This window comes from Streptomyces sp. NPDC005576, from assembly GCF_042871745.1.
In the GTDB taxonomy this organism is placed as follows: domain Bacteria; phylum Actinomycetota; class Actinomycetes; order Streptomycetales; family Streptomycetaceae; genus Streptomyces.
This window is the reverse complement of record NZ_JBIAJC010000005.1, coordinates 413,771-431,098: the sequence shown is the minus strand read 5'-3', so window position 1 is coordinate 431,098 and position 17,328 is coordinate 413,771. Positions and strand designations below refer to the sequence as shown.

15 protein-coding genes and 1 pseudogene are annotated in these 17,328 nt (G+C 72.4%); 13 read left to right on the top strand and 3 right to left on the bottom strand.

The features are described 5' to 3' along the window. The 7 genes and pseudogenes from ACFYPN_RS12005 to ACFYPN_RS11975 form a co-directional block, all read left to right on the top strand. Positions 1 to 230 (top strand): annotated as a pseudogene (locus ACFYPN_RS12005) (5,10-methylene tetrahydromethanopterin reductase); the annotation flags it as partial. Next, on the top strand, positions 227 to 1,033 hold the full coding sequence (locus ACFYPN_RS12000) for a CE1759 family FMN reductase (protein ID WP_389297913.1): 807 nt from the start codon (positions 227 to 229) through the stop codon (positions 1,031 to 1,033). The pseudogene ACFYPN_RS12005 and the gene ACFYPN_RS12000, both read left to right, overlap by 4 nt. Positions 1,034 to 1,067: 34 nt before the next feature. Further along, positions 1,068 to 1,433: a WhiB family transcriptional regulator gene (locus ACFYPN_RS11995; protein ID WP_358764849.1), complete on the top strand. Its 366-nt coding sequence runs from the start codon at positions 1,068 to 1,070 to the stop codon at positions 1,431 to 1,433. Positions 1,434 to 1,509: 76 nt separating this feature from the next. Further along, positions 1,510 to 2,259 (top strand): LamB/YcsF family protein, encoded by a 750-nt coding sequence (locus ACFYPN_RS11990; RefSeq protein WP_389297943.1) that lies wholly within the window; start codon positions 1,510 to 1,512, stop codon positions 2,257 to 2,259. A gap of 53 nt (positions 2,260 to 2,312) precedes the next feature. Continuing rightward, positions 2,313 to 3,047 carry an allophanate hydrolase subunit 1 gene (locus tag ACFYPN_RS11985; RefSeq protein ID WP_389297911.1) on the top strand — a complete coding sequence of 245 codons (735 nt, stop codon included), beginning with the start codon at positions 2,313 to 2,315 and terminating at the stop codon, positions 3,045 to 3,047. Next, complete coding sequence (locus ACFYPN_RS11980) at positions 3,044 to 3,931, top strand: biotin-dependent carboxyltransferase family protein (RefSeq protein WP_389297909.1); 888 nt, start codon at positions 3,044 to 3,046, stop codon at positions 3,929 to 3,931. The genes ACFYPN_RS11985 and ACFYPN_RS11980 overlap by 4 nt, the downstream gene beginning before the upstream one ends. Positions 3,932 to 4,090: 159 nt before the next feature. Then, entirely contained in the window at positions 4,091 to 4,780 is a 690-nt protein-coding gene (locus tag ACFYPN_RS11975; protein ID WP_358764852.1) for a copper homeostasis protein CutC, read from the top strand. Positions 4,781 to 4,904: 124 nt separating this feature from the next. On the opposite strand, the gene ACFYPN_RS11970 is transcribed toward ACFYPN_RS11975, so the two are convergent. Further along, positions 4,905 to 7,025, bottom strand: a complete 2,121-nt coding sequence (locus tag ACFYPN_RS11970; protein WP_389297907.1) for a HelD family protein — start codon at positions 7,023 to 7,025, stop codon at positions 4,905 to 4,907. A 695-nt stretch (positions 7,026 to 7,720) separates the two neighbouring features. Between ACFYPN_RS11970 and ACFYPN_RS11965 the strand changes: the two genes are divergently transcribed. From ACFYPN_RS11965 to ACFYPN_RS11950, 4 genes are all read left to right on the top strand, one after another. Next, positions 7,721 to 8,506 carry a GNAT family N-acetyltransferase gene (locus tag ACFYPN_RS11965; protein WP_389297905.1) on the top strand — a complete coding sequence of 262 codons (786 nt, stop codon included), beginning with the start codon at positions 7,721 to 7,723 and terminating at the stop codon, positions 8,504 to 8,506. A 276-nt stretch (positions 8,507 to 8,782) separates the two neighbouring features. Continuing rightward, positions 8,783 to 8,971 (top strand): hypothetical protein, encoded by a 189-nt coding sequence (locus tag ACFYPN_RS11960; protein WP_358764858.1) that lies wholly within the window; start codon positions 8,783 to 8,785, stop codon positions 8,969 to 8,971. Positions 8,972 to 9,061: 90 nt separating this feature from the next. After that, positions 9,062 to 9,508, top strand: a complete 447-nt coding sequence (locus tag ACFYPN_RS11955; RefSeq protein WP_389297903.1) for a hypothetical protein — start codon at positions 9,062 to 9,064, stop codon at positions 9,506 to 9,508. 84 nt (positions 9,509 to 9,592) lie between these two features. After that, positions 9,593 to 10,093: a DUF5753 domain-containing protein gene (locus tag ACFYPN_RS11950; protein WP_389297902.1), complete on the top strand. Its 501-nt coding sequence runs from the start codon at positions 9,593 to 9,595 to the stop codon at positions 10,091 to 10,093. A 164-nt stretch (positions 10,094 to 10,257) separates the two neighbouring features. On the opposite strand, the gene ACFYPN_RS11945 is transcribed toward ACFYPN_RS11950, so the two are convergent. Then, complete coding sequence (locus tag ACFYPN_RS11945) at positions 10,258 to 11,937, bottom strand: DNA repair helicase XPB (RefSeq protein WP_389297900.1); 1,680 nt, start codon at positions 11,935 to 11,937, stop codon at positions 10,258 to 10,260. Positions 11,938 to 12,511: 574 nt separating this feature from the next. On the opposite strand from ACFYPN_RS11945, the gene ACFYPN_RS11940 reads away from it, so the two are divergent. Both ACFYPN_RS11940 and ACFYPN_RS11935 read left to right on the top strand, forming a co-directional pair. Next, a complete protein-coding gene (locus tag ACFYPN_RS11940) occupies positions 12,512 to 15,613 on the top strand; it encodes a DNRLRE domain-containing protein (RefSeq protein WP_389297898.1) in 3,102 nt (1,033 codons plus the stop codon). Next, positions 15,610 to 16,044: a hypothetical protein gene (locus ACFYPN_RS11935; protein WP_389297896.1), complete on the top strand. Its 435-nt coding sequence runs from the start codon at positions 15,610 to 15,612 to the stop codon at positions 16,042 to 16,044. Before ACFYPN_RS11940 ends, ACFYPN_RS11935 begins: the two co-directional genes overlap by 4 nt. A 211-nt stretch (positions 16,045 to 16,255) precedes the next feature. Here ACFYPN_RS11935 and ACFYPN_RS11930 read toward each other — a convergent pair whose 3' ends face one another. Next, positions 16,256 to 17,119 carry a hypothetical protein gene (locus ACFYPN_RS11930; RefSeq protein ID WP_389297894.1) on the bottom strand — a complete coding sequence of 288 codons (864 nt, stop codon included), beginning with the start codon at positions 17,117 to 17,119 and terminating at the stop codon, positions 16,256 to 16,258. Positions 17,120 to 17,328 lie beyond the last annotated feature (209 nt).

Here is a 17,328-nt window from a genome sequence, read left to right as displayed (position 1 = left end):
ACACCATCGGCGACTACCAACGCCAGCTCTTCCTCATGGACCACGCCGGCCTCCCCCTCAAGACCGTCCTCGAACAGCTCGACATCCTCGGCGAACAAGTCGTCCCCGTCCTCCGCAAGGAATTCGCCGCCCTCCGCCCCGCAAACGTCCCCGACGCCCCCACCCACGCCTCACTCCTCGCCGCCCGCGACGCCGCCACGGCGCGGGCCCAGGAGGTGAAGGCGGCATGAGACTCGTCGTCGTGTCGGCGGGGCTCACGTCCCCGTCCTCCACCCGGCTGCTCGCCGACCGGCTCGCCGCCGCGACCCAGGACGCCCTGGCCGGCCGAGCCGCCGTCGAGGTCCGGACGGTCGAACTCCGCGATCTGGCGACGGAGATCGCCCAGCACTTCGTCACCGGCTTCCCGTCGGCCCGGCTCGCCGCCGCGCTCGACGCGGTGGCCGCAGCCGATGGGCTGATCGCCGTGACGCCCGTCTTCAGCGCCTCGTACAGCGGTCTCTTCAAGTCCTTCTTCGACGTCATCGACAAGGACGCCCTCACCGGGAAGCCGGTCCTGGTCGGTGCCACCGGCGGGACCGCGCGCCACTCGCTGGTGACCGAGCACGCCCTGCGTCCGCTCTTCGCGTACCTGCGGGCCCTGGTCCTGCCGACCGCCGTCTACGCGGCGTCGGAGGACTGGGGCGAGGAGGGCCTCGCCCGGCGGATCGTCCGCGCGGGCGGCGAACTGGCGCGTTCCACGGCAGCGGACGAGCCGGCGCGGGGACGCCGGTCCGACCGGGCGGAGACACCCCCGGAGGCGGGCAGGGAAACCGCTGACGCGGGCACGGAGGCAGTCGGCGGGAGCAGCGCCGGTACCGGCTCCGGTGCGCCCGACGTGGACACGACCGCGGCCATCGCCCCCCGTTCTCTGACGGGCGCGATCACCTCGGTGGACCCGGCGGGCGGCTTCGAGGTCACACCGTTCGAGGAACTGCTCGCCTCGGTGAACCGTCCCTCCGGGCGCACCGCGCCGGGCCGGGCGGGGCAGCGGTGACACCGGCCGGACCCCGCCGTGGCAGGGGGCACCGATGAGGCTCCTGCCCGCACCCCCGACCGCGCCGCTGCTGCGGGATTGGGAGTGGCAGGCCGAAGCGGCATGCCGCGGCATGGACAGCGCGGCGTTCTTCCCGCCGACCGGCGAACGGGGCGGGGCACGACGGCGCCGCGAGGAGGCGGCGCGGGCGGTCTGCCTCGACTGCCCGGTGAGCGGGCCGTGCGACAGCTTCGCCCTCAGGTCCCGGCAGCCGTACGGGGTGTGGGGAGGCCGCACGGAGACGGAGCGCCGCTCCGCCGTGCCTGCCGTCCCCGGACGGGCACGCCGGGCCGCGGAGGAAGCGGACGTGTCGGTGAACGGGCCCCGTCAGCCCCGTCGCGGGGGCGGGCAGGCGCGGTAGTGCCGCGACCGGCAAGCTTCGCCCCGTCGCATGGGGCCTACATCGCCGGTCGGGGCACTAGCGTGCTCCCGTGACCATGGATCTCAACGCCGATCTCGGCGAAGGCTTCGGCCGTTGGACGCTCACCGACGATGACGCGCTGCTCTCCTGCGTGACCAGCGCCAACGTGGCCTGCGGCTTCCACGCGGGCGATCCGCTGGTGATGCGCCGCGTCTGCGAGGGCGCGGCGGCCCGGGGCGTGACGATCGGGGCGCAGGTGTCCTACCGGGACCTCGCGGGCTTCGGCCGCCGCTCGATGGACGTCCCGGCGGCCGAACTGACCGCCGAGATCGCCTACCAGATCGGCGCGTTGCGGGTCTTCGCGGAGGCGGCCGGCTCCCGCGTCGCGTACGTCAAACCCCACGGCGCGCTCTACAACCGCGCCGTCCACGACGACGCGCAGGCGCACGCCGTCATCGAGGCGGTCCTGCTGGCCGGTGAGAACCTCCCGGTCCTCGGCCTGCCCGGCTCCCGCCTGCTCGCCCGCGCCCGCGAGGCCGGACTGCCCGCCGTGGAGGAGGCGTTCGCGGACCGCGCGTACACCCCCGGGGGGACGCTGGTGCCGCGCGGCGAGCCGGGCGCGGTGGTGGAGGACCCGGACGAGGTCGTACGCCGCGCGGTCGGGATGGCGGTGGACCGGACGGTCGTCAGCGCCGACGGCAGCCGCATCCCTGTCGCCGCGCGCTCCCTCTGCCTGCACGGCGACACCCCCGGCGCGGCGGCGCTCGCCCGGCGGGTACGGGCCGCGCTGGAGGAGGCGGGCGTCGAGGTTCGGGCGTTCGCATGAGTGGCGGCGCGGGGAGCGTGAGCGGTGGGGGGAGCGTGAGCGGTGGGGGGAGCGTGAGCGGCACGTGGGACGTGAGCGGTACGGGAGCCGGGGCGGCGTCCGTACGGGTGCTGCCGGTCGGGCGGGACGCGCTCCTGGTCGAACTCGACTCCGGGGAGGCCGCCGAGGCGTTCCACGCCGAGGTGCTGCGCCGCCGTGAACGGGGCGGGCTGCCGCCGGTGCGCGAGATCGTCCCGGGTGCGCGCACGGTCCTGCTCGACGGGGTCGGGGACGCGCCCGGGCAGATCACCCGTCTCGCCCGTGAGCTCACGGGCTGGACCGTGGAGCCGCTGCGCCGCGAGGACGGCCCGGCCGTGGAGATCCCGGTGGTCTACGACGGCCCGGACCTGGCGGAGGTCGCCGCGCTCTGGGGCGTACCGCCCGGGGAGGTGGCCGCCGTCCACTCCGGTACGGCGTTCCGCGTGGCGTTCTGCGGGTTCGCCCCCGGTTTCGGCTACCTCACCGGGCTGCCCGAGCACCTGCACGTACCCCGGCGGGCGACCCCGCGCACGCGGGTGCCCGCCGGGGCGCTCGCGCTGGCCGGCCCGTACACCGGGGTCTACCCCCGCGCGTCGCCCGGCGGCTGGCAGCTCATCGGCCGGATGCCGGACCCGGACCGGCTCTGGGACACCGCCCGCGACCCGGCCGCGCTGCTGGTGCCGGGGGCGCGGGTCCGGTTCGTGGCGGTGCGGGCCGGAGGAACATCAGGGGAGCGGACCGGGGAGACATCGACGGGGGAGCGGGCGTGAGCGGGTCGTTGCGGGTGGTGCGGGCCGGGGCGTTGACCACCGTCCAGGACGCCGGGCGTACCGGGTGGGCGCACCTCGGCGTACCGGGGGCCGGTGCGCTGGACGGGCCCTCGCACCGGCTCGCCAACCGGTTGGTGGGCAACGACCCGGCCGCCGCCGTGCTGGAGACCACCGCCACCGGCTGCGCCGTCCGCCCCGACCGGCCGGTGGTCGCGGTGGTCGGCGGCGCCGTCTGCCGGGTGACGGTGGACGGGCGCCCGGCCGCCTGGGGCGCCCCCGTCCGGGTGGCGGCGGGCGCGGTACTGGAGGCGGGTCCCGCGCTCAGCGGTCTCCGCTCCTACCTGGCGTTCGCGGGCGGTCTGGAGCCGGAGGCGGTGCTGGGCAGCCGCTCGGCCGACCTGCTCTCCGGGCTCGGGCCGCCTCCCCTGCGTGACGGGGACACCCTCCCGCTCGGCGAACCGGCCGCCACCGGCCCGGCGCTCCCGGCCGCCGCACCCTGGGCGGCGGCACCCGCCGCACCCGGCGGCCTCGTGCTGCCGGTCCGACTGGGTCCCCGCCACGGCTGGTTCACCGATGCCGCCCTGCGCACCCTGACCACGGCCGCGTACCGTGTCTCCGCCGAGAGCAACCGCATCGGGCTGCGCACCGAGGGCCCGGCGCTGGAGCGGGCCACCGGGGCCGCCACCGCCACCGGCGGCGAACTCCCCAGCGAAGGCATGGTGCTCGGCGCGATCCAGGTACCGCCGGACGGCAGGCCGGTGGTGTTCCTGCACGACCACCCGACGACCGGCGGCTACCCGGTCGTCGGCGTCGTCCCGGTCCACGCCCTCGCGGCGGCGGCCCAGGCGGTCCCGGGGACCCCGCTCCGGTTCGTACGCGCGTGAGGCGCCCGCGACGTCGGCCCATCCGCAGGGGCCAGGTCACCCGCAAGGGCCTGGAGGGCTGCGCCGCCGCATGATCGACCGTAGGCTTGCGCATTGGCCTAGACCTATTGACGCCGATCTGGTCCGATCCGGCGGGCGTCATCCGAGAAGTGGGGACACATGAGCAACCGCGCACTCCTGGAGGTGATCGCGCTCGACGCCCAGGACGCGGTCGCGGCCCAGGCCGGTGGAGCCGACCGGCTCGAACTGGTCACCGACATGGCCGCCGACGGCCTCACCCCGTCCCGGGAGACCTTCGCCGCCATCCGTGCGGCCGTCGACATCCCGCTGCGCGTGATGCTCCGGCAGGAGGACGGGTTCGCCGCAGGTGACATCGACCGCCTCCTCGGGCGGCTGAGCGAGCTGCGGGAAGCGGGCGCCGACCAGTTCGTCTTCGGCTTCCTGGACCAGGACGGCCACGCCGACCTGGTCGCCGTCGAACGGCTCGTCGCCGAACTGGACGGCTGCCCCTGGACGTTCCACCGGGCGATCGACCGGGCCACCGACCGGGGTTCGCTGCGCAAGCAGCTCGCGGACCTGCCGGGACTCGACACGTACCTGACGGCGGGCGCGGCGACCGGGGTGGACGACGGCGTCCCGACCCTGCTCGACGAGGCCGCCCGCTCGCGCGAACCGGGGTTCGAGCCGCAGATCCTGGTCGGCGGCGGCCTCCGCCTCGAACACCTGCCGAGCCTGCGGGCGGCCGGGCTCGACGCCTTCCACATCGGCGGCGCCGCCCGCCCGCACGGCTGGTCCGGGCCGGTCGACCCGGCGGCCGTACGCACCTGGCGCGAGACCATCGACGCGTAGGAGCAGACGCGTACGGGCGGTGTTCCGGATCCTGCCGGTCACCGCCCGTACGCGTCACGCCGTACGCGTCACGCCGCGCTCGTCACGCCGCGCTCGTCACGCCGCGCCCGTCACACCGCACTCGTCACACCGCGCCCGTCAGCGCCTGGGGGAGTGGGGCCGCGTGGACGACCGTCAGCCCCGACACCGCACGGGTCAGCGCCACGTAGAGCCGGCGCAGGCCGGTCCGCTCGTCGGGTTCGCCGTCGACCACGGCCGCCGGTTCGTCCAGCACCACGTAGTCGTACTCCAGGCCCTTCGCCAGCGACGCGGGGACCAGCGTCAGCCGGGACGCGGCGCTCGTCTCCTCGCCCGGCGACAGCACGGAGTGGCCGGCCGCCGCCAGCGCCTCGGCCAGTGCGGGGATGCGTGCGTCGGCGGCGATCAGGCCGATCGAGCCCTCCTGCTCCAGCGCCTCCTCGCAGGCGGCGACCGCCGCGCCGACCAGCGCCCCGGCGTCGCCCACCGCACGTACCGCCAGTGAACCGGGTGACTCACGCACCGACTCGACCGGCGCAAGGCCGGGAGCGATCGAGGGCAGCAGCCGGGAGGCGTACGCGATCACCTCGCGCGGCACACGGAAGCCCGCCGTCAACTCCTCCACGTGCGCGCCCCGCTTGCCCAGATGGCCGAGCGCGTCGGCCCAGCTCCGCGTGGACCAGGGCGTCGTGCCCTGCGCGAGGTCGCCCAGCACGGTCGCCGACCCCGTGGAACAGCGGCGTCCCACCGCCCGGTACTGCATCGGGGACAGGTCCTGCGCCTCGTCGAGCACCACATGGCCCAGCGAGTGCGTACGCTCCACCAGGTCGCGGGCCTCGTCGATCAGCACCGCGTCCGCCGTCGACCACTTCGCCGCCTTCACGCTGCGGGCCGGCTTCGTCCACAGCACGGCCTTCTGCTCGTCCTCGGCGAGCAGCCCCTGCGCGTGGGCGGCCAGGAACTCCGGCTCGGAGAGCAGCCGCAGCACCAGCTTCGCCGGATCGACGGCGGGCCAGACCGCCTTCACCGCCGCTTTCACGGCGGGCGTACGGGCCACCGCGTTCTGTACCCGGTCGTCCGGCGCCTCCCCGGCCTCCTCCATCCGGACCAGCACCCGGTGCGCGATTCGCTGCGGCAGCGCCTCGTGCGCGGCGCCGTACCGCATGTCGCGGGCGAGCAGCTCCTCGACCAGTTCCGCCACCTCGTACGCCGGGACCCGCCAGCGGCGCGAACCGCGCACCACCATGACCTCCTCGGTGGGCGGGGTGACGTGCGAGCGGATCGCCCGCCGCAGCACCTCGGCCATCCGCGCGTCGCCCTTCACCAGCGCGGCGGACGCCTCGTCCGTGCCGCGCACCTCGACACCGCCGGTGACCAGGTCTTCCACGGTCGCCTGCTGCACCTCCATCTCACCGAGGGCGGGGAGCACCTGCTCGATGTAGTGGAGGAACGACCGGTTCGGCCCGATGACGAGCGTGCCGGTACGGGCCAGCCGGTCCCGGTGCGCGTACAGCAGGTACGCGACACGGTGCAGACCCACCGCAGTCTTTCCGGTACCGGGGCCTCCCTGCACGCAGATCGTGCCGCCCAGCTCGCTCCGGACGATCTCGTCCTGCTCGGGCTGGATCGTCGCGACGATGTCGCGCATCGGACCGACGCGCGGCCGTTCGATCTCCGCCTGGAGCAGCTTGCTGGTGGTGCCGGAGCCGGCCCCACCGTCGGCATCGGCGTCCGCGTTGGCCGTCAGGTCCTCGTCCTCGTACGCGGTCAGTTCGCCGCCGGTGTAACCGAAACGGCGGCGCAGCCCCACGTCCTGCGGGTCCAGGCGGGAAGCCTGGTAGAAGGACTGCGAGACCGGCGCACGCCAGTCGATGACCATCGGGTCACCGTGGGCGTCGTGGACGTGACGCCGGCCGATGTAGAACTGCTCGCCCTCCGCACCCTCCGCCAGCTCGCCGCCGACCGGGTGCTGGAAGTCGAGCCGGCCGAAGAAGAGCGGGGTGTGCGAGAGGTCGGCGAGTGCCTTGATGCGCTCGTCGATCTGCGCCTGGAGCACGGCGGCGTTCACCCAGTTGGCGGTGACGTCACGGATGTCGAGGGCCTGGACGTCCTCGCGCATGACGCGCAGGGCCGCCCGGGACGCGGCGAGGTGGCCCCGCTCGCGGGCCAGGGGATCGGCCGGGGGATCGGTGGGGGTGTCACTTTCTGCGGTGTGCGGCGCGGACACGGGTATGGCCTCCGGCAGTTCGACGCAGGGCGACGGCCGCACGGCGCGAAAGGGCGCACGGCCGGGTCCCGGTGGGCGATCACGAGGGGATACGCGCGAGAGCGCGCGTACCGGCCGCGCACGCGGGGGCGCGCACGGCAGTCGGCCGGTTTCCGTCCGGTCGGCGGCACTCCCCCGGCTGCCGGCGTGCGAGGCCGGTACCACGGTGCGGGAGGGCGGGGCAGACCGGCGATTGTATCCACGCTCCGGGGCACGGGCGAACCGGATATCTTCCCTGCCGCCGCGCGGAGGCGTACTCCGGGCCGCGGCCTTGCGCTCAGACACACGTATGACGGCGAAGACCGCTGCGCCCCGGTCATCCGCTCAGCTCGGTGACCCGCAACCCCTCAGTCCCCGGACGCCCCGCACGAGCGGCGTGCCCGTCCGCCGGGTTCCAGGGGGCGGACCGATGACGGGGGCGGACCGATGACGGAGGCGGACCGATGACGGAGGCGGACCGGTGAGGGAGGCGGACCGATGAGGGAGGCGGACACGTCCACGTATCCGTACTCCTCGAGGATCAGCATCCAGCGATCCGAGGCGATGCAGGCCACGGTGTGCTGCAGGAAGGCGTGGCAGAACAGGTCCACGCGAAGGGGGGTTCGCGCAGTTCCTATGGGTGATCAATCATGTGACCCGGTCGATACGGTGTGCGGGTGAAAGACACTCTGATCAACGAACTCCGCACGGCGTACGACGCGCAACTTCGTGGAGTCACCCCGCCCGGTGGTAGCACTCGCATCGAAAAAGACGGCCCGTTGACCCGTGTCGTCGGGTGGCACCGTGGCTTCGTCACAGGCCCACGCGACCTCGGTGTGGGCGGGGCAGAACTCGACACGCTCATCGAGCGGCAGCGCGACTTCTACGCTGCCCGTGGTGAGGCGGTCGAATGGAAGACCCGCGCCCATGATCTCCCTGCCGACATCACGGACCGACTCACGGCGGCCGGCTTCGTCGCCGAAGACAGCGAGACCGTGCTCATCGGGCAATCCGCAGACCTTGCCGCAGACCCCGTCCTGCCCGAGGGCGTGACCCTCCGCCGTGTCACCGCCGGATCAGACCTTCAGCGCATCGCCGCCATGGAGAGCGCCGTCTGGGGCGAGGACTGGGGCTGGCTCGCCGACGACCTGGCTGCCCGGATCGCGAACGCTCCGGAGAACACCATCGTCCTCGTCGCCGAGGCACGCGCCGAAGTCGTCTGCGCCGCCTGGCTGGTGTTCAAGGACGGCATCGATTTCGGCGGCCTCTGGGGAGGCTCAACCCTCAGGGAATGGCGCGGACAGGGCATCTACCGAGCCATGGTCGCCCACCGCGCCCAACTCGCTGCCGCCCGCGGTGTCCCCTACGTCTATGTCGACGCCTCAGCCGACAGCGCCCCGATCCTCACTCGCCTCGGACTGCACGCGGTCACCACGACGACGCCGTATGTGTGGTCGCCCTGAGCTCAGCCGGCCTTGGCGGGCTCTTCGGCTCGTGCGCGGGTACGGGCGAGTGAGAGGAGCCGGTGCCGGTTTCGATGAGGGTGCCGACGGTCCGGGCGACTCTCTTCCCGTGCGCCAACCACCGGCGATGGTGTCCGGGGCGCGGGCGACCCGGACACCTTCCCGGGCAGTCGCGGAGGCGTTCTACGGGGCCGCGCGGAGGCGTACTCCGGGCCGGGGGACCGTCCGGATACCGCTCCTGGCCCGTACGCGGGTGGGAGGAGCACCCTGGAAGGCATGAGCACCGCGATCCTGAACCCCCGCAGGACCGGGCCCGCGCACGGCGCGACCGCGGCCACCGGTCACCTCCGGCCCCACCACCTCGGCGACGCCCTGCGCGCCGTCCGCGTGTACGTCATCACCGCCTTCGACGTCGCCCTCCGGGGGGAGTACGCCGTCGACTCCGGCATCCGCCGCGCCCGCTGAGTACAGAACCGGGCGTGTGAGTACGCAGCCGGGCGCGGGATGAGTACGGACCCGGAGTTATCGGCTCCGGTTCTGCGATGGGCTGGGCGGATGCCCTACCGCCGCAGCCACCCGCGCACCGCCGCTCTCCGATCCGGCCGGAGCGCCGTCAGCACCCCGCGCCTCCTCCCCGGGGGCCGCTGGACCGGACCGGCGCCGGCCGGCCCCGGCCCCGTACCGCGCTGGGCCGTCCCCGCCGCCGCCACGGCCCTGCTCACACAGGTGGTGCCCGTGGCGGGGGGTCTGCTCTGGATCGCCCTGCTCGCCGGTACCGGCTGCGACGAGGGGTGCGACCCCACCGTGCGCGGCCCGCTGAACATGGTCGCTCTCGGCTACCGGCTCGGCCACACCGTGACTCCGGCGGCACTCGCGCTCTGCTGGCTGCTGGCGGTCCGCCGTTCGTGGGCGAAGGCCCGCTGGATCGCAGCCGGCCTCGCGTACGTACCGCCCGCGATGATCGTCCTGGGCGTCCTGCTGCTCTTCGTGCCCGGGCCCTGACCGGTGCGGTGAACACGCCGACGCTCGGAGCCCGCCGCTCGGTGCCGCGACCGGGGTGGCAGGCGCGGTTCGAACGGCGGAATCGTGCCCGGTCTCCTTCAGACGCATGAGTACGCAACGGCGTTGGCGCGCGGTGAGGCCGAGCGAGGGGCGATCACCTTCGAACAGGGCGGCGAGCGCGTGGCCTTCCGCGCCGAGCGGCAGACGACCCTGACGCGGACGCCCGCACCCATGGTGCACGTCGTAATGGACGAGAGCTGCCTGCTGCGGGAGGTCGGTGGGCCTGCGGTGATGCGGGACCAACTCGAATCCCTGCTGGAGTTTGCCGCACTGCCTCACACCACCCTGCAGATCACGCCGTTCAGCTCCGGCGAGCGCCGCGCGTTCAACCTGCCCGTGCACCTGCTCACGCTGCCCAACAGGATGGTGGTGGGGTACGCGGAGAGCCAGTTCCAGGGACACTTGGAGCGGGACGTGCGGTTCGTCGACACGGTGCTCGCCGCCTTCCATCAGCTACAGTCCGTGGCGCTGCCCCCTACCGCGTCCGTGGCCATGATCCAGCAGTTGCGAAAGCTAGCCCCGTGACCGAAGCGCCCGACTTCTTCAAGTCCGCCGGCTCGTTCGCCTCGTTCGTGGCGGGCGTCAAGTCCGGCGGTTTCGAGACGGTCTGACGCCCGACCGGCTCACACGGAGACGGCCCCGTCGCGCTCGGCGCGACGGGGCCGTCTCCTGTCCGGGGCGGACACGAGTCAGCTGTCGGTGCTTTCGGTGTCCTCGGCGTTCCCCGTGTTCTCGGTGAGCAGCTCGTCCGCGTCCACGATCCGGTACGCGTACCCCTGCTCGGCCAGGAACCGCTGCCGGTGGGCGGCGAAGTCCTGGTCGATGGTGTCGCGGGCGACCACCGAGTAGAAGCGGGCCTCGTGCCCGTCCGCCTTCGGGCGCAGCACGCGGCCGAGCCGCTGCGCCTCCTCCTGGCGGGAGCCGAACGTACCCGATACCTGGATGGCGACGGTGGCCTCCGGCAGGTCGATGGAGAAGTTCGCGACCTTGGAGACGACCAGCACGCTGATCTCGCCCTGGCGAAAGGACTCGAAGAGCTTCTCGCGCGTCGAGTTCGGCGTCTCGCCCTTGATGACGGGCGCGTTCAGGTGCTCGCCCAGCTCGTCCAGCTGGTCGATGTACTGCCCGATGACGAGCGTCTGCTCGCCCGCGTGCTTGCGTACCAGCGCCTCGGTGACCTTCCGCTTGGTCACGGTGGTCGCGCAGAAGCGGTACTTCTCCTCCGGCTCGGCCGTGGCGTACGCGAGCCGCTCGTGGTCGGTGAGGTTGACCCGTACCTCCACGCAGTCGGCGGGCGCGATGTAGCCCTGCGCCTCGATCTCCTTCCACGGGGCGTCGAACCGCTTCGGGCCGATGAGCGAGAACACGTCCGACTCCCGCCCGTCCTCGCGGACCAGCGTGGCGGTGAGCCCGAGCCGGCGGCGCGCCTGGAGGTCGGCGGTGAACTTGAAGACGGGCGCGGGCAGCAGGTGCACCTCGTCGTAGATCACCAGTCCCCAGTCGCGGGAGTCGAAGAGCTCCAGGTGCGGGTAGATGCCCTTACGGCGCGTGGTGAGCACCTGGTACGTGGCGATGGTGACCGGGCGGATCTCCTTGCGCGTACCGCTGTACTCGCCGATCTCCTCCTCGGTCAGCGAGGTGCGCTTGATCAGCTCGTGCTTCCACTGCCGGGCCGAGACCGTGTTGGTCACCAGGATCAGCGTGGTGGCCTTCGCCTCGGCCATCGCACCAGCTCCGACCAGCGTCTTCCCTGCGCCACAGGGGAGTACGACGACACCGGAGCCGCCGTGCCAGAACCCCTCGACGGCCTGCTTCTGGTACGGCCGCAGCGACCAGCCGTCCTGGGCCAGCTCGATCGGGTGGGCCTCGCCGTCGACGTACCCGGCGAGGTCCTCCGCGGGCCAGCCGAGCTTCAGCAGCGTCTGCTTGATCTGGCCGCGCTCCGAGGGGTGCACGGCGACGGTGTCCGGGTCGAGCCGCGCCCCGACCAGCGGAGCGATCTTCTTCGACCGCAGCACCTCTTCGAGGACCGGCCGGTCGGTGCTGGTCAGCACGAGACCGTGCACCGGGTGCTTGGACAGGGTGAGACGGCCGTACCGCGCCATCGTCTCGGCGATGTCGACCAGCAGTGCGTGCGGCACGGGGTAGCGGGAGTACTCCACCAGCGCGTCGACGACCTGCTCGGCGTCGTGCCCGGCGGCGCGGGCGTTCCACAGCCCGAGCGGCGTCACGCGGTAGGTGTGGATGTGCTCGGGTGCGCGCTCCAGCTCGGCGAAGGGTGCGATGACCCTCCGGCACGCGTCCGCCAGCTCGTGGTCGACTTCCAGCAGAAGTGTCTTGTCGCTCTGGACGATGAGGGGTCCGGTCACTCGCTGCGGCCCTTTCTCGGGGGTACGACCGCGCGTGCGGCCAAACGTCCAGTGTGCCGCATCGTCGCGCCGCGCGGGGGTGGCGGTGGGTGTGAGGTGGTGCGGCGCTCGCGGGCCGGGGGCGCAGGCGTACGGGATGCCGGGACCCGGACCGTCCCCCCGTTCCCACGACTCCTCGCCGTGCCCCGCGAACCGGTCGGGCATCCCGCCCTCGCTCTGTCGGCGCGCGGGCAGCAGCGGCGAGTCGTCCCCGTCGAGCCGGACCGGCCGGGGCGTGCCGCGGGCGTCACGGTCGAACCGGAACACGGCCTGTGGCTTGTACGGGGTGGCTCGCGGCATCGCGGGGCCGGGCACGCGCGCACAGCGGGAGGACGACGGCGGTCCGTGGCGACACGGAGGAGACCGTCCATAACCTACCAACATGATCAACATCACACAGGGTGAAAATTTTTGATCTTTTCTGTGCATGGAGAGGGGTGCCGCAGTTGGTCGCGACTCTCCTATCATCAGGCAGTCATTGCCAGGAGTTGGCGATTACTTGACCATTTCAGGGGGGAAAGTGCGAAGACGGTTCATGGCTACGACAGCCACACCGCTGGCGCTCTGCTTGGCGCTCGCCGTTCAGTCGGCCGCCGTGGCGTTTGCCGACGACAGGGCGGGCGGGGCTGACGGGTCACGGTCGGCCGTTGTCGGGGGCGATCGGATCACCGAGGCGGCGAGCGAGCAGGCGGCGACGCTCGCCGCGGTTCTTCAGGGGCACCGGATCGAGGTGCTCTCCGCGCGTACGGAGGACTCGACCACGTGGGCGAACCCGGACGGGACGATGACCACGGACATCGCTTCGGGTCCGATACGCGTCGAGGAGGATGGCCAGTGGCGCCGCATCGACACCGATCTCGTCGACTCCGGCAGCAGGCTGGAGCCGAAGACGGCGGTCGCCGACGTGCAACTGTCCGACGGAGGTGGCGAGGACTTCGCTCGAGTCGTCGATGGAGAGCGAGCGTTCGGGCTGGACTGGGGGAGCAACCTGCCGGCCCCGGCCATCGACGGCGACACCGCCGTCTACCGATCCGTGGTGCCGCATGGTGACCTTCATGTCACCGCACTGCCACACGGGTTCACGGAGTCGCTGATCCTCAAGGAGCGCCCGGCCGAGCCGGTGGAGCTCAGGTTCCCGGTGACGCTCAGGGGCATGAGGTTGGAGAAGACCACCGAGCGGCATCTACGGCTCGAAGACGCCACCGGTGCGCTCGTAGCCAGCGCCCCGGCGCCCCGGATGTGGGGCACTGGCACGGATTCCCGCTCGGGTGATCCGGTCAAGAGCGCCGAGATAGCCACCACCGTCGAGGAGACGGCCGACGGCACGGTCATGGTGCTCAAGCCGAGCCAGGAGTTCCTCGAGGATCCGGCGGTGGTCTACCCGGTCACCATCGACCCGACCACCACCCTCGCAGCCTCGACCGACACCTGGGTCGCCACCAACTACCCCGATTCTCAGAGAGGTTCGACAGAGCTGAAGGCCGGAACCTACGACGGAGGCACCACCAGGGCGCGCTCCTACGTCAAGTTCGATGTCGCCAAGTATGCCGGCAGGCACATCCTCGGCGCGGAGCTGCGGCTCCACTCGTACTGGTCTTCCACCTGTGCCACGGACGGTTCCGGGGTCGAGGTGCGCCGGATCACGGGCAGCTGGGATCCGAGCGCGGTGACATGGGGCGTACAGCCCGCCACCACGACGACGGGCTCCGTCGTCTCCAAGGCCGCCTACGGCTTCAGCTCGGCCTGCCCGGCCAACTTCATGCGCTGGAACGTCAAGGACATCGCCCAGTCCTGGGCGAACGGCGAGGCCAACAACGGCCTGCAGATTCGGGCTGTCGACGAACAGGATTCGAAGAGCTGGCGGAGGTTCCGGTCGGCGAACTACGTCGACGGTTCTCAGGGACCGACCGAGCCGGCCCTGTCGGTCACGTACAACACGATGCCGGGTGCCGCGAGTGCGGTGAGCCCGGCCGCGGGCGCCTTCACCGCGGACACCACGCCCACGCTCCAAGCCAAAGCGACGGACGCCGACGGCAACACCGTGCGCTTCGGCTTCGAGGTATGGAACTCCGCCGGCACCATCAAGGTTGCCTCCGGCACCTCCGGCTTCGTCGCCTCCGGCACCACCGGCAGCTGGACTGCCCCCGCCCTGGCCTCCGGGGCCTACAAGTGGCGGGTCAACGTCTACGACGGCGCTGACTGGAACAGCACCTGGTCCGCCTGGCGCAACCTGACCGTGGACACCTCCGTCCCGGCCGCGCCCACGCTCACGTCGACGACGTATCCCGCGGACGGCCTCTGGCACGGGGACGCGGGGACCGCAGGATCGTTCGCCCTCGTCGACCCCGCAGGCAGGGCGGCTTCCGCCGAATATCGCCTCGACGAAGGCCCGGCGCAGACGACGACTCTGGCCTCGGGCAGGTCGACGCTCACGCTGACGCCCATGACGCGCGGCACGCACATCCTGACCGCACGGGTCAGGAACGCTGCCGGCATCTGGTCGGACTGGGCCGAGTACACCTTCCGAGCCGGCACCATCATCGGAACCCTGACCGTCCCCTTCGTCAACGAGATCGCGGAGACCCACTTCGCGGACCTACTGCACCCCGCCGACGGGATCGAGGAGACCGACGAACTGGACGAGGAGATCGCGGACGAGGACGACACCCCGGCCGGCTACGTCGAACAGGAGGATCCGGAGAAGCCGGAGACCGAGGACTCCGCGGTCGAGACGGCCACGACGGAGCTGCCGCCGTCCTCCGTCGGCAGTCTGACGGGCAACAGCGCCGACGGAGCAGCCCAGACGCTGATCGACCTCCCGGTGGCCTCCTCGACGACCGCCGAGCTGAGCGAAACAGGTCTGGTGATCTACGCCAACACCCAGACCGACGCCGACACCGTCGCTGTCCGTGGCAGTGCCAGCCAGGTCGAACTCTTCCACCTGCTGCGCAGCGCCGCCGCGCCGAAGACCTTCGTCTACAGCGTCGATCTTCAGCCGGGCCAGGAGATGTCAGCCGTCGCCGGCAACACCCTGATGGTCGCCGACGCCAACAGCGACCTGGCCACCTTCCTCAGCGCCCCGGTCGCCGTCGACGCCAAGGGCGCCACGGTGCCCGTCACGATGGAGGCGGACGGAGCGGACGTAAAGGTCTCCCTCGCCCCGGCGAACGGCCAGACACTCGCGTACCCGGTGTTGCTCGACCCGAGCGGCTCCAGCTACACGGTGACGCCGGCCGAGCGCAGTTACTGCTTCTGGAACCCGTACGACTGCGCCAAGGCACGGGAGATGGCGGGTACCGCCCTCAAGTACGCCCAAGACCTCTACCCGGACAAGACCCTCTTCCAGGGGACCGGTGACGCCTTCCGGCACTGCTACTGGAACGCGTTGATGGAGGTTTTCGTCGATCACGAGACGGCCTTCGAGGTGGCCACCCGCCACGAATCACAGTCCAAGGGCGTGGACAAGGAGATGGACCTCAGGAACAACAAGAAGGGCCGTGAGATCGGCCGGTACTACAAAGCGCACTACTCGAAGGCCGAGGCGTGGAAGAAGACCCGGAGCTCGTGCAAGAGTCATGTCACGAAGGGCAAGTTGTGGATCATCAAGAGCGGCCGTCTCGTGAAGAGCAACGCATGACGACTCTGTTCCACCGTCGGATCGTCCCGGTGCTCCTGCTCGCCCAGGTCGCGTATGTCGCCCTGCTCGAGTTCGCGTTCACCTTCCTGGTGCCCGACACCGCGGAAATCGACCACACCGATCCCGATACCTCCGGCACCGTGCTCTACGCGGTGCTGGTCGCCGCCGCCGTCCTGGTCATGGCGGGCGGCGCCGCCCTGCTGGGCTCGGCGCGAGTCAGCGGCAGAACACCTCGCACGGTGCGCGCCGGCTGGCTCGCCCTGCTCGGGCTCGGTGAGATGGCCGCCGTCGTGATGTTCCTGAGAGTGGTCGTCACCGGGGCCTCCGGCCCGGACACACTCATCGGCGTACTTGCGGGCGTGGCCTGCTGCGCAGTCGCACTGTCGTGTCTGACCGAGGCGACCACCGGGCTGCGGGGCACTCCGGCCTGAGGCGCGTCGGGCGGAACCGACACCGGCTCCGCCCGACCTGCCGGCTCGTGGTGAACGACGGGGGGCCTGGCCCGCCGCGCGGGACTGGAACAAGCCGACGTCGGTCGGGGCGGTGTCGCGGGTCCGACGCCGCCGCGAGGCGCCTCGCCAGGACACCGCCTGCCTGCCGGAAACGGCCGGACACGCCCCGGCGCCGCCCGACCTGCTTTGATCACGGGTGCAGCAGCGCCCCCAGCGGGCTCCCCGCAGCCTCGGCCGCCGGCCGGGACAGGCACAGCGCGGTGTGGAAGGAGCCCTCGCTCTCCTTGCCCTCGGGGTCCTCGCCCGCGGCGCGGGTGGCGGCGATCGCGTACCGCTGCTCCTGCTCGCCGGTGAAGCGGCGTTGCGGGTAGGTCTGCGCGGTGTGCTTCTCGGTGGTCAGGCCGTGGGCGGCCAGGCAGTCGGCGATGGGCGCGTAGCTGCCGGTACGGAGTACGAACGCGGCAACCCACGCCGGCCCCGCCGCGCCGGTCAGCAGCGGGGCGAAGGTGCGCGGGGAGAGGAAGCTGGCGCCGCCGGTGAGGGTGATCAGGCGGACGTCCCGTGCGGCGCGCAGCAGGGCGGGGCTCGGTGCGCCGGTCTCCAGGTTCTCGGCGAAACCGTCGTCCAGCAGGCCGACCGCGCGGGCGTAGGCGATCGCGCGGGGGGCGGCGTCGAGGCCGATCACGGGGACCGCGTCGGGGCGCCGGTGGGAGGCGTAGAACTCCTTGTCCCAGCCGATGAGTTCGTCGGTGCTCGACGCGGTGGCCCGGTCGGAGGTGTAGTGGGTGTAGAGGTCGCTCAGGGTGAGGTGGTGGTTGAGCAGCGCGGCGTTGATCCCGTACGAGCAGCAGATGTCCAGCACGGTGGGTGCGGGCCGTCCCCCTTCCGGCGATCCGGGGCCGAGGGCGGTGAGCAGACGGCGGAAGACGCTCTGCGCGTGGTGGGGCGTCTGGTAGCCCCAGGGTCCCAGCTCGCGGAAGTACGCCCGGGGGTCGGGCTGGTCGTACGCGTCGTCGAACGGGGTCATCGTGTCGGCCGGCTGGTCAGAACTCATCAGCGTTCCCTCCCGAGCGTCCCTGTGGCCCGCGCCCGCGCCCGGCGTGGTCGCCCGCCGCCGGCGCCGGTGCGGATCCGGCGTCCTTCCGGGCGAGTCAACGCCGACAGGGGTACCGCCGGGAACAGGGCGGGTCCGAAACCGGCCACCCGGGCGCCCGGCCGGCCCGGCAGCCCTTGCGGCCATGCGCCCCAGCCTCCCTGTAGGCC

Bases quoted from the DNA above. Each gene is read 5' to 3' on its own strand.
- ACFYPN_RS12000 (WP_389297913.1), top strand. From the start codon at position 227: ATGAGACTCGTCGTCGTGTCGGCGGGGCTCACGTCCCCGTCCTCCACC.
- ACFYPN_RS11995 (WP_358764849.1), top strand. From the start codon at position 1,068: ATGAGGCTCCTGCCCGCACCCCCGACCGCGCCGCTGCTGCGGGATTGG.
- ACFYPN_RS11990 (WP_389297943.1), top strand. From the start codon at position 1,510: ATGGATCTCAACGCCGATCTCGGCGAAGGCTTCGGCCGTTGGACGCTC.
- ACFYPN_RS11975 (WP_358764852.1), top strand. From the start codon at position 4,091: ATGAGCAACCGCGCACTCCTGGAGGTGATCGCGCTCGACGCCCAGGAC.
- ACFYPN_RS11960 (WP_358764858.1), top strand. From the start codon at position 8,783: ATGAGCACCGCGATCCTGAACCCCCGCAGGACCGGGCCCGCGCACGGC.
- ACFYPN_RS11955 (WP_389297903.1), top strand. From the start codon at position 9,062: ATGCCCTACCGCCGCAGCCACCCGCGCACCGCCGCTCTCCGATCCGGC.
- ACFYPN_RS11940 (WP_389297898.1), top strand. From the start codon at position 12,512: ATGGCTACGACAGCCACACCGCTGGCGCTCTGCTTGGCGCTCGCCGTT.
- ACFYPN_RS11935 (WP_389297896.1), top strand. From the start codon at position 15,610: ATGACGACTCTGTTCCACCGTCGGATCGTCCCGGTGCTCCTGCTCGCC.
- ACFYPN_RS11930 (WP_389297894.1), bottom strand. From the start codon at position 17,119: ATGAGTTCTGACCAGCCGGCCGACACGATGACCCCGTTCGACGACGCG.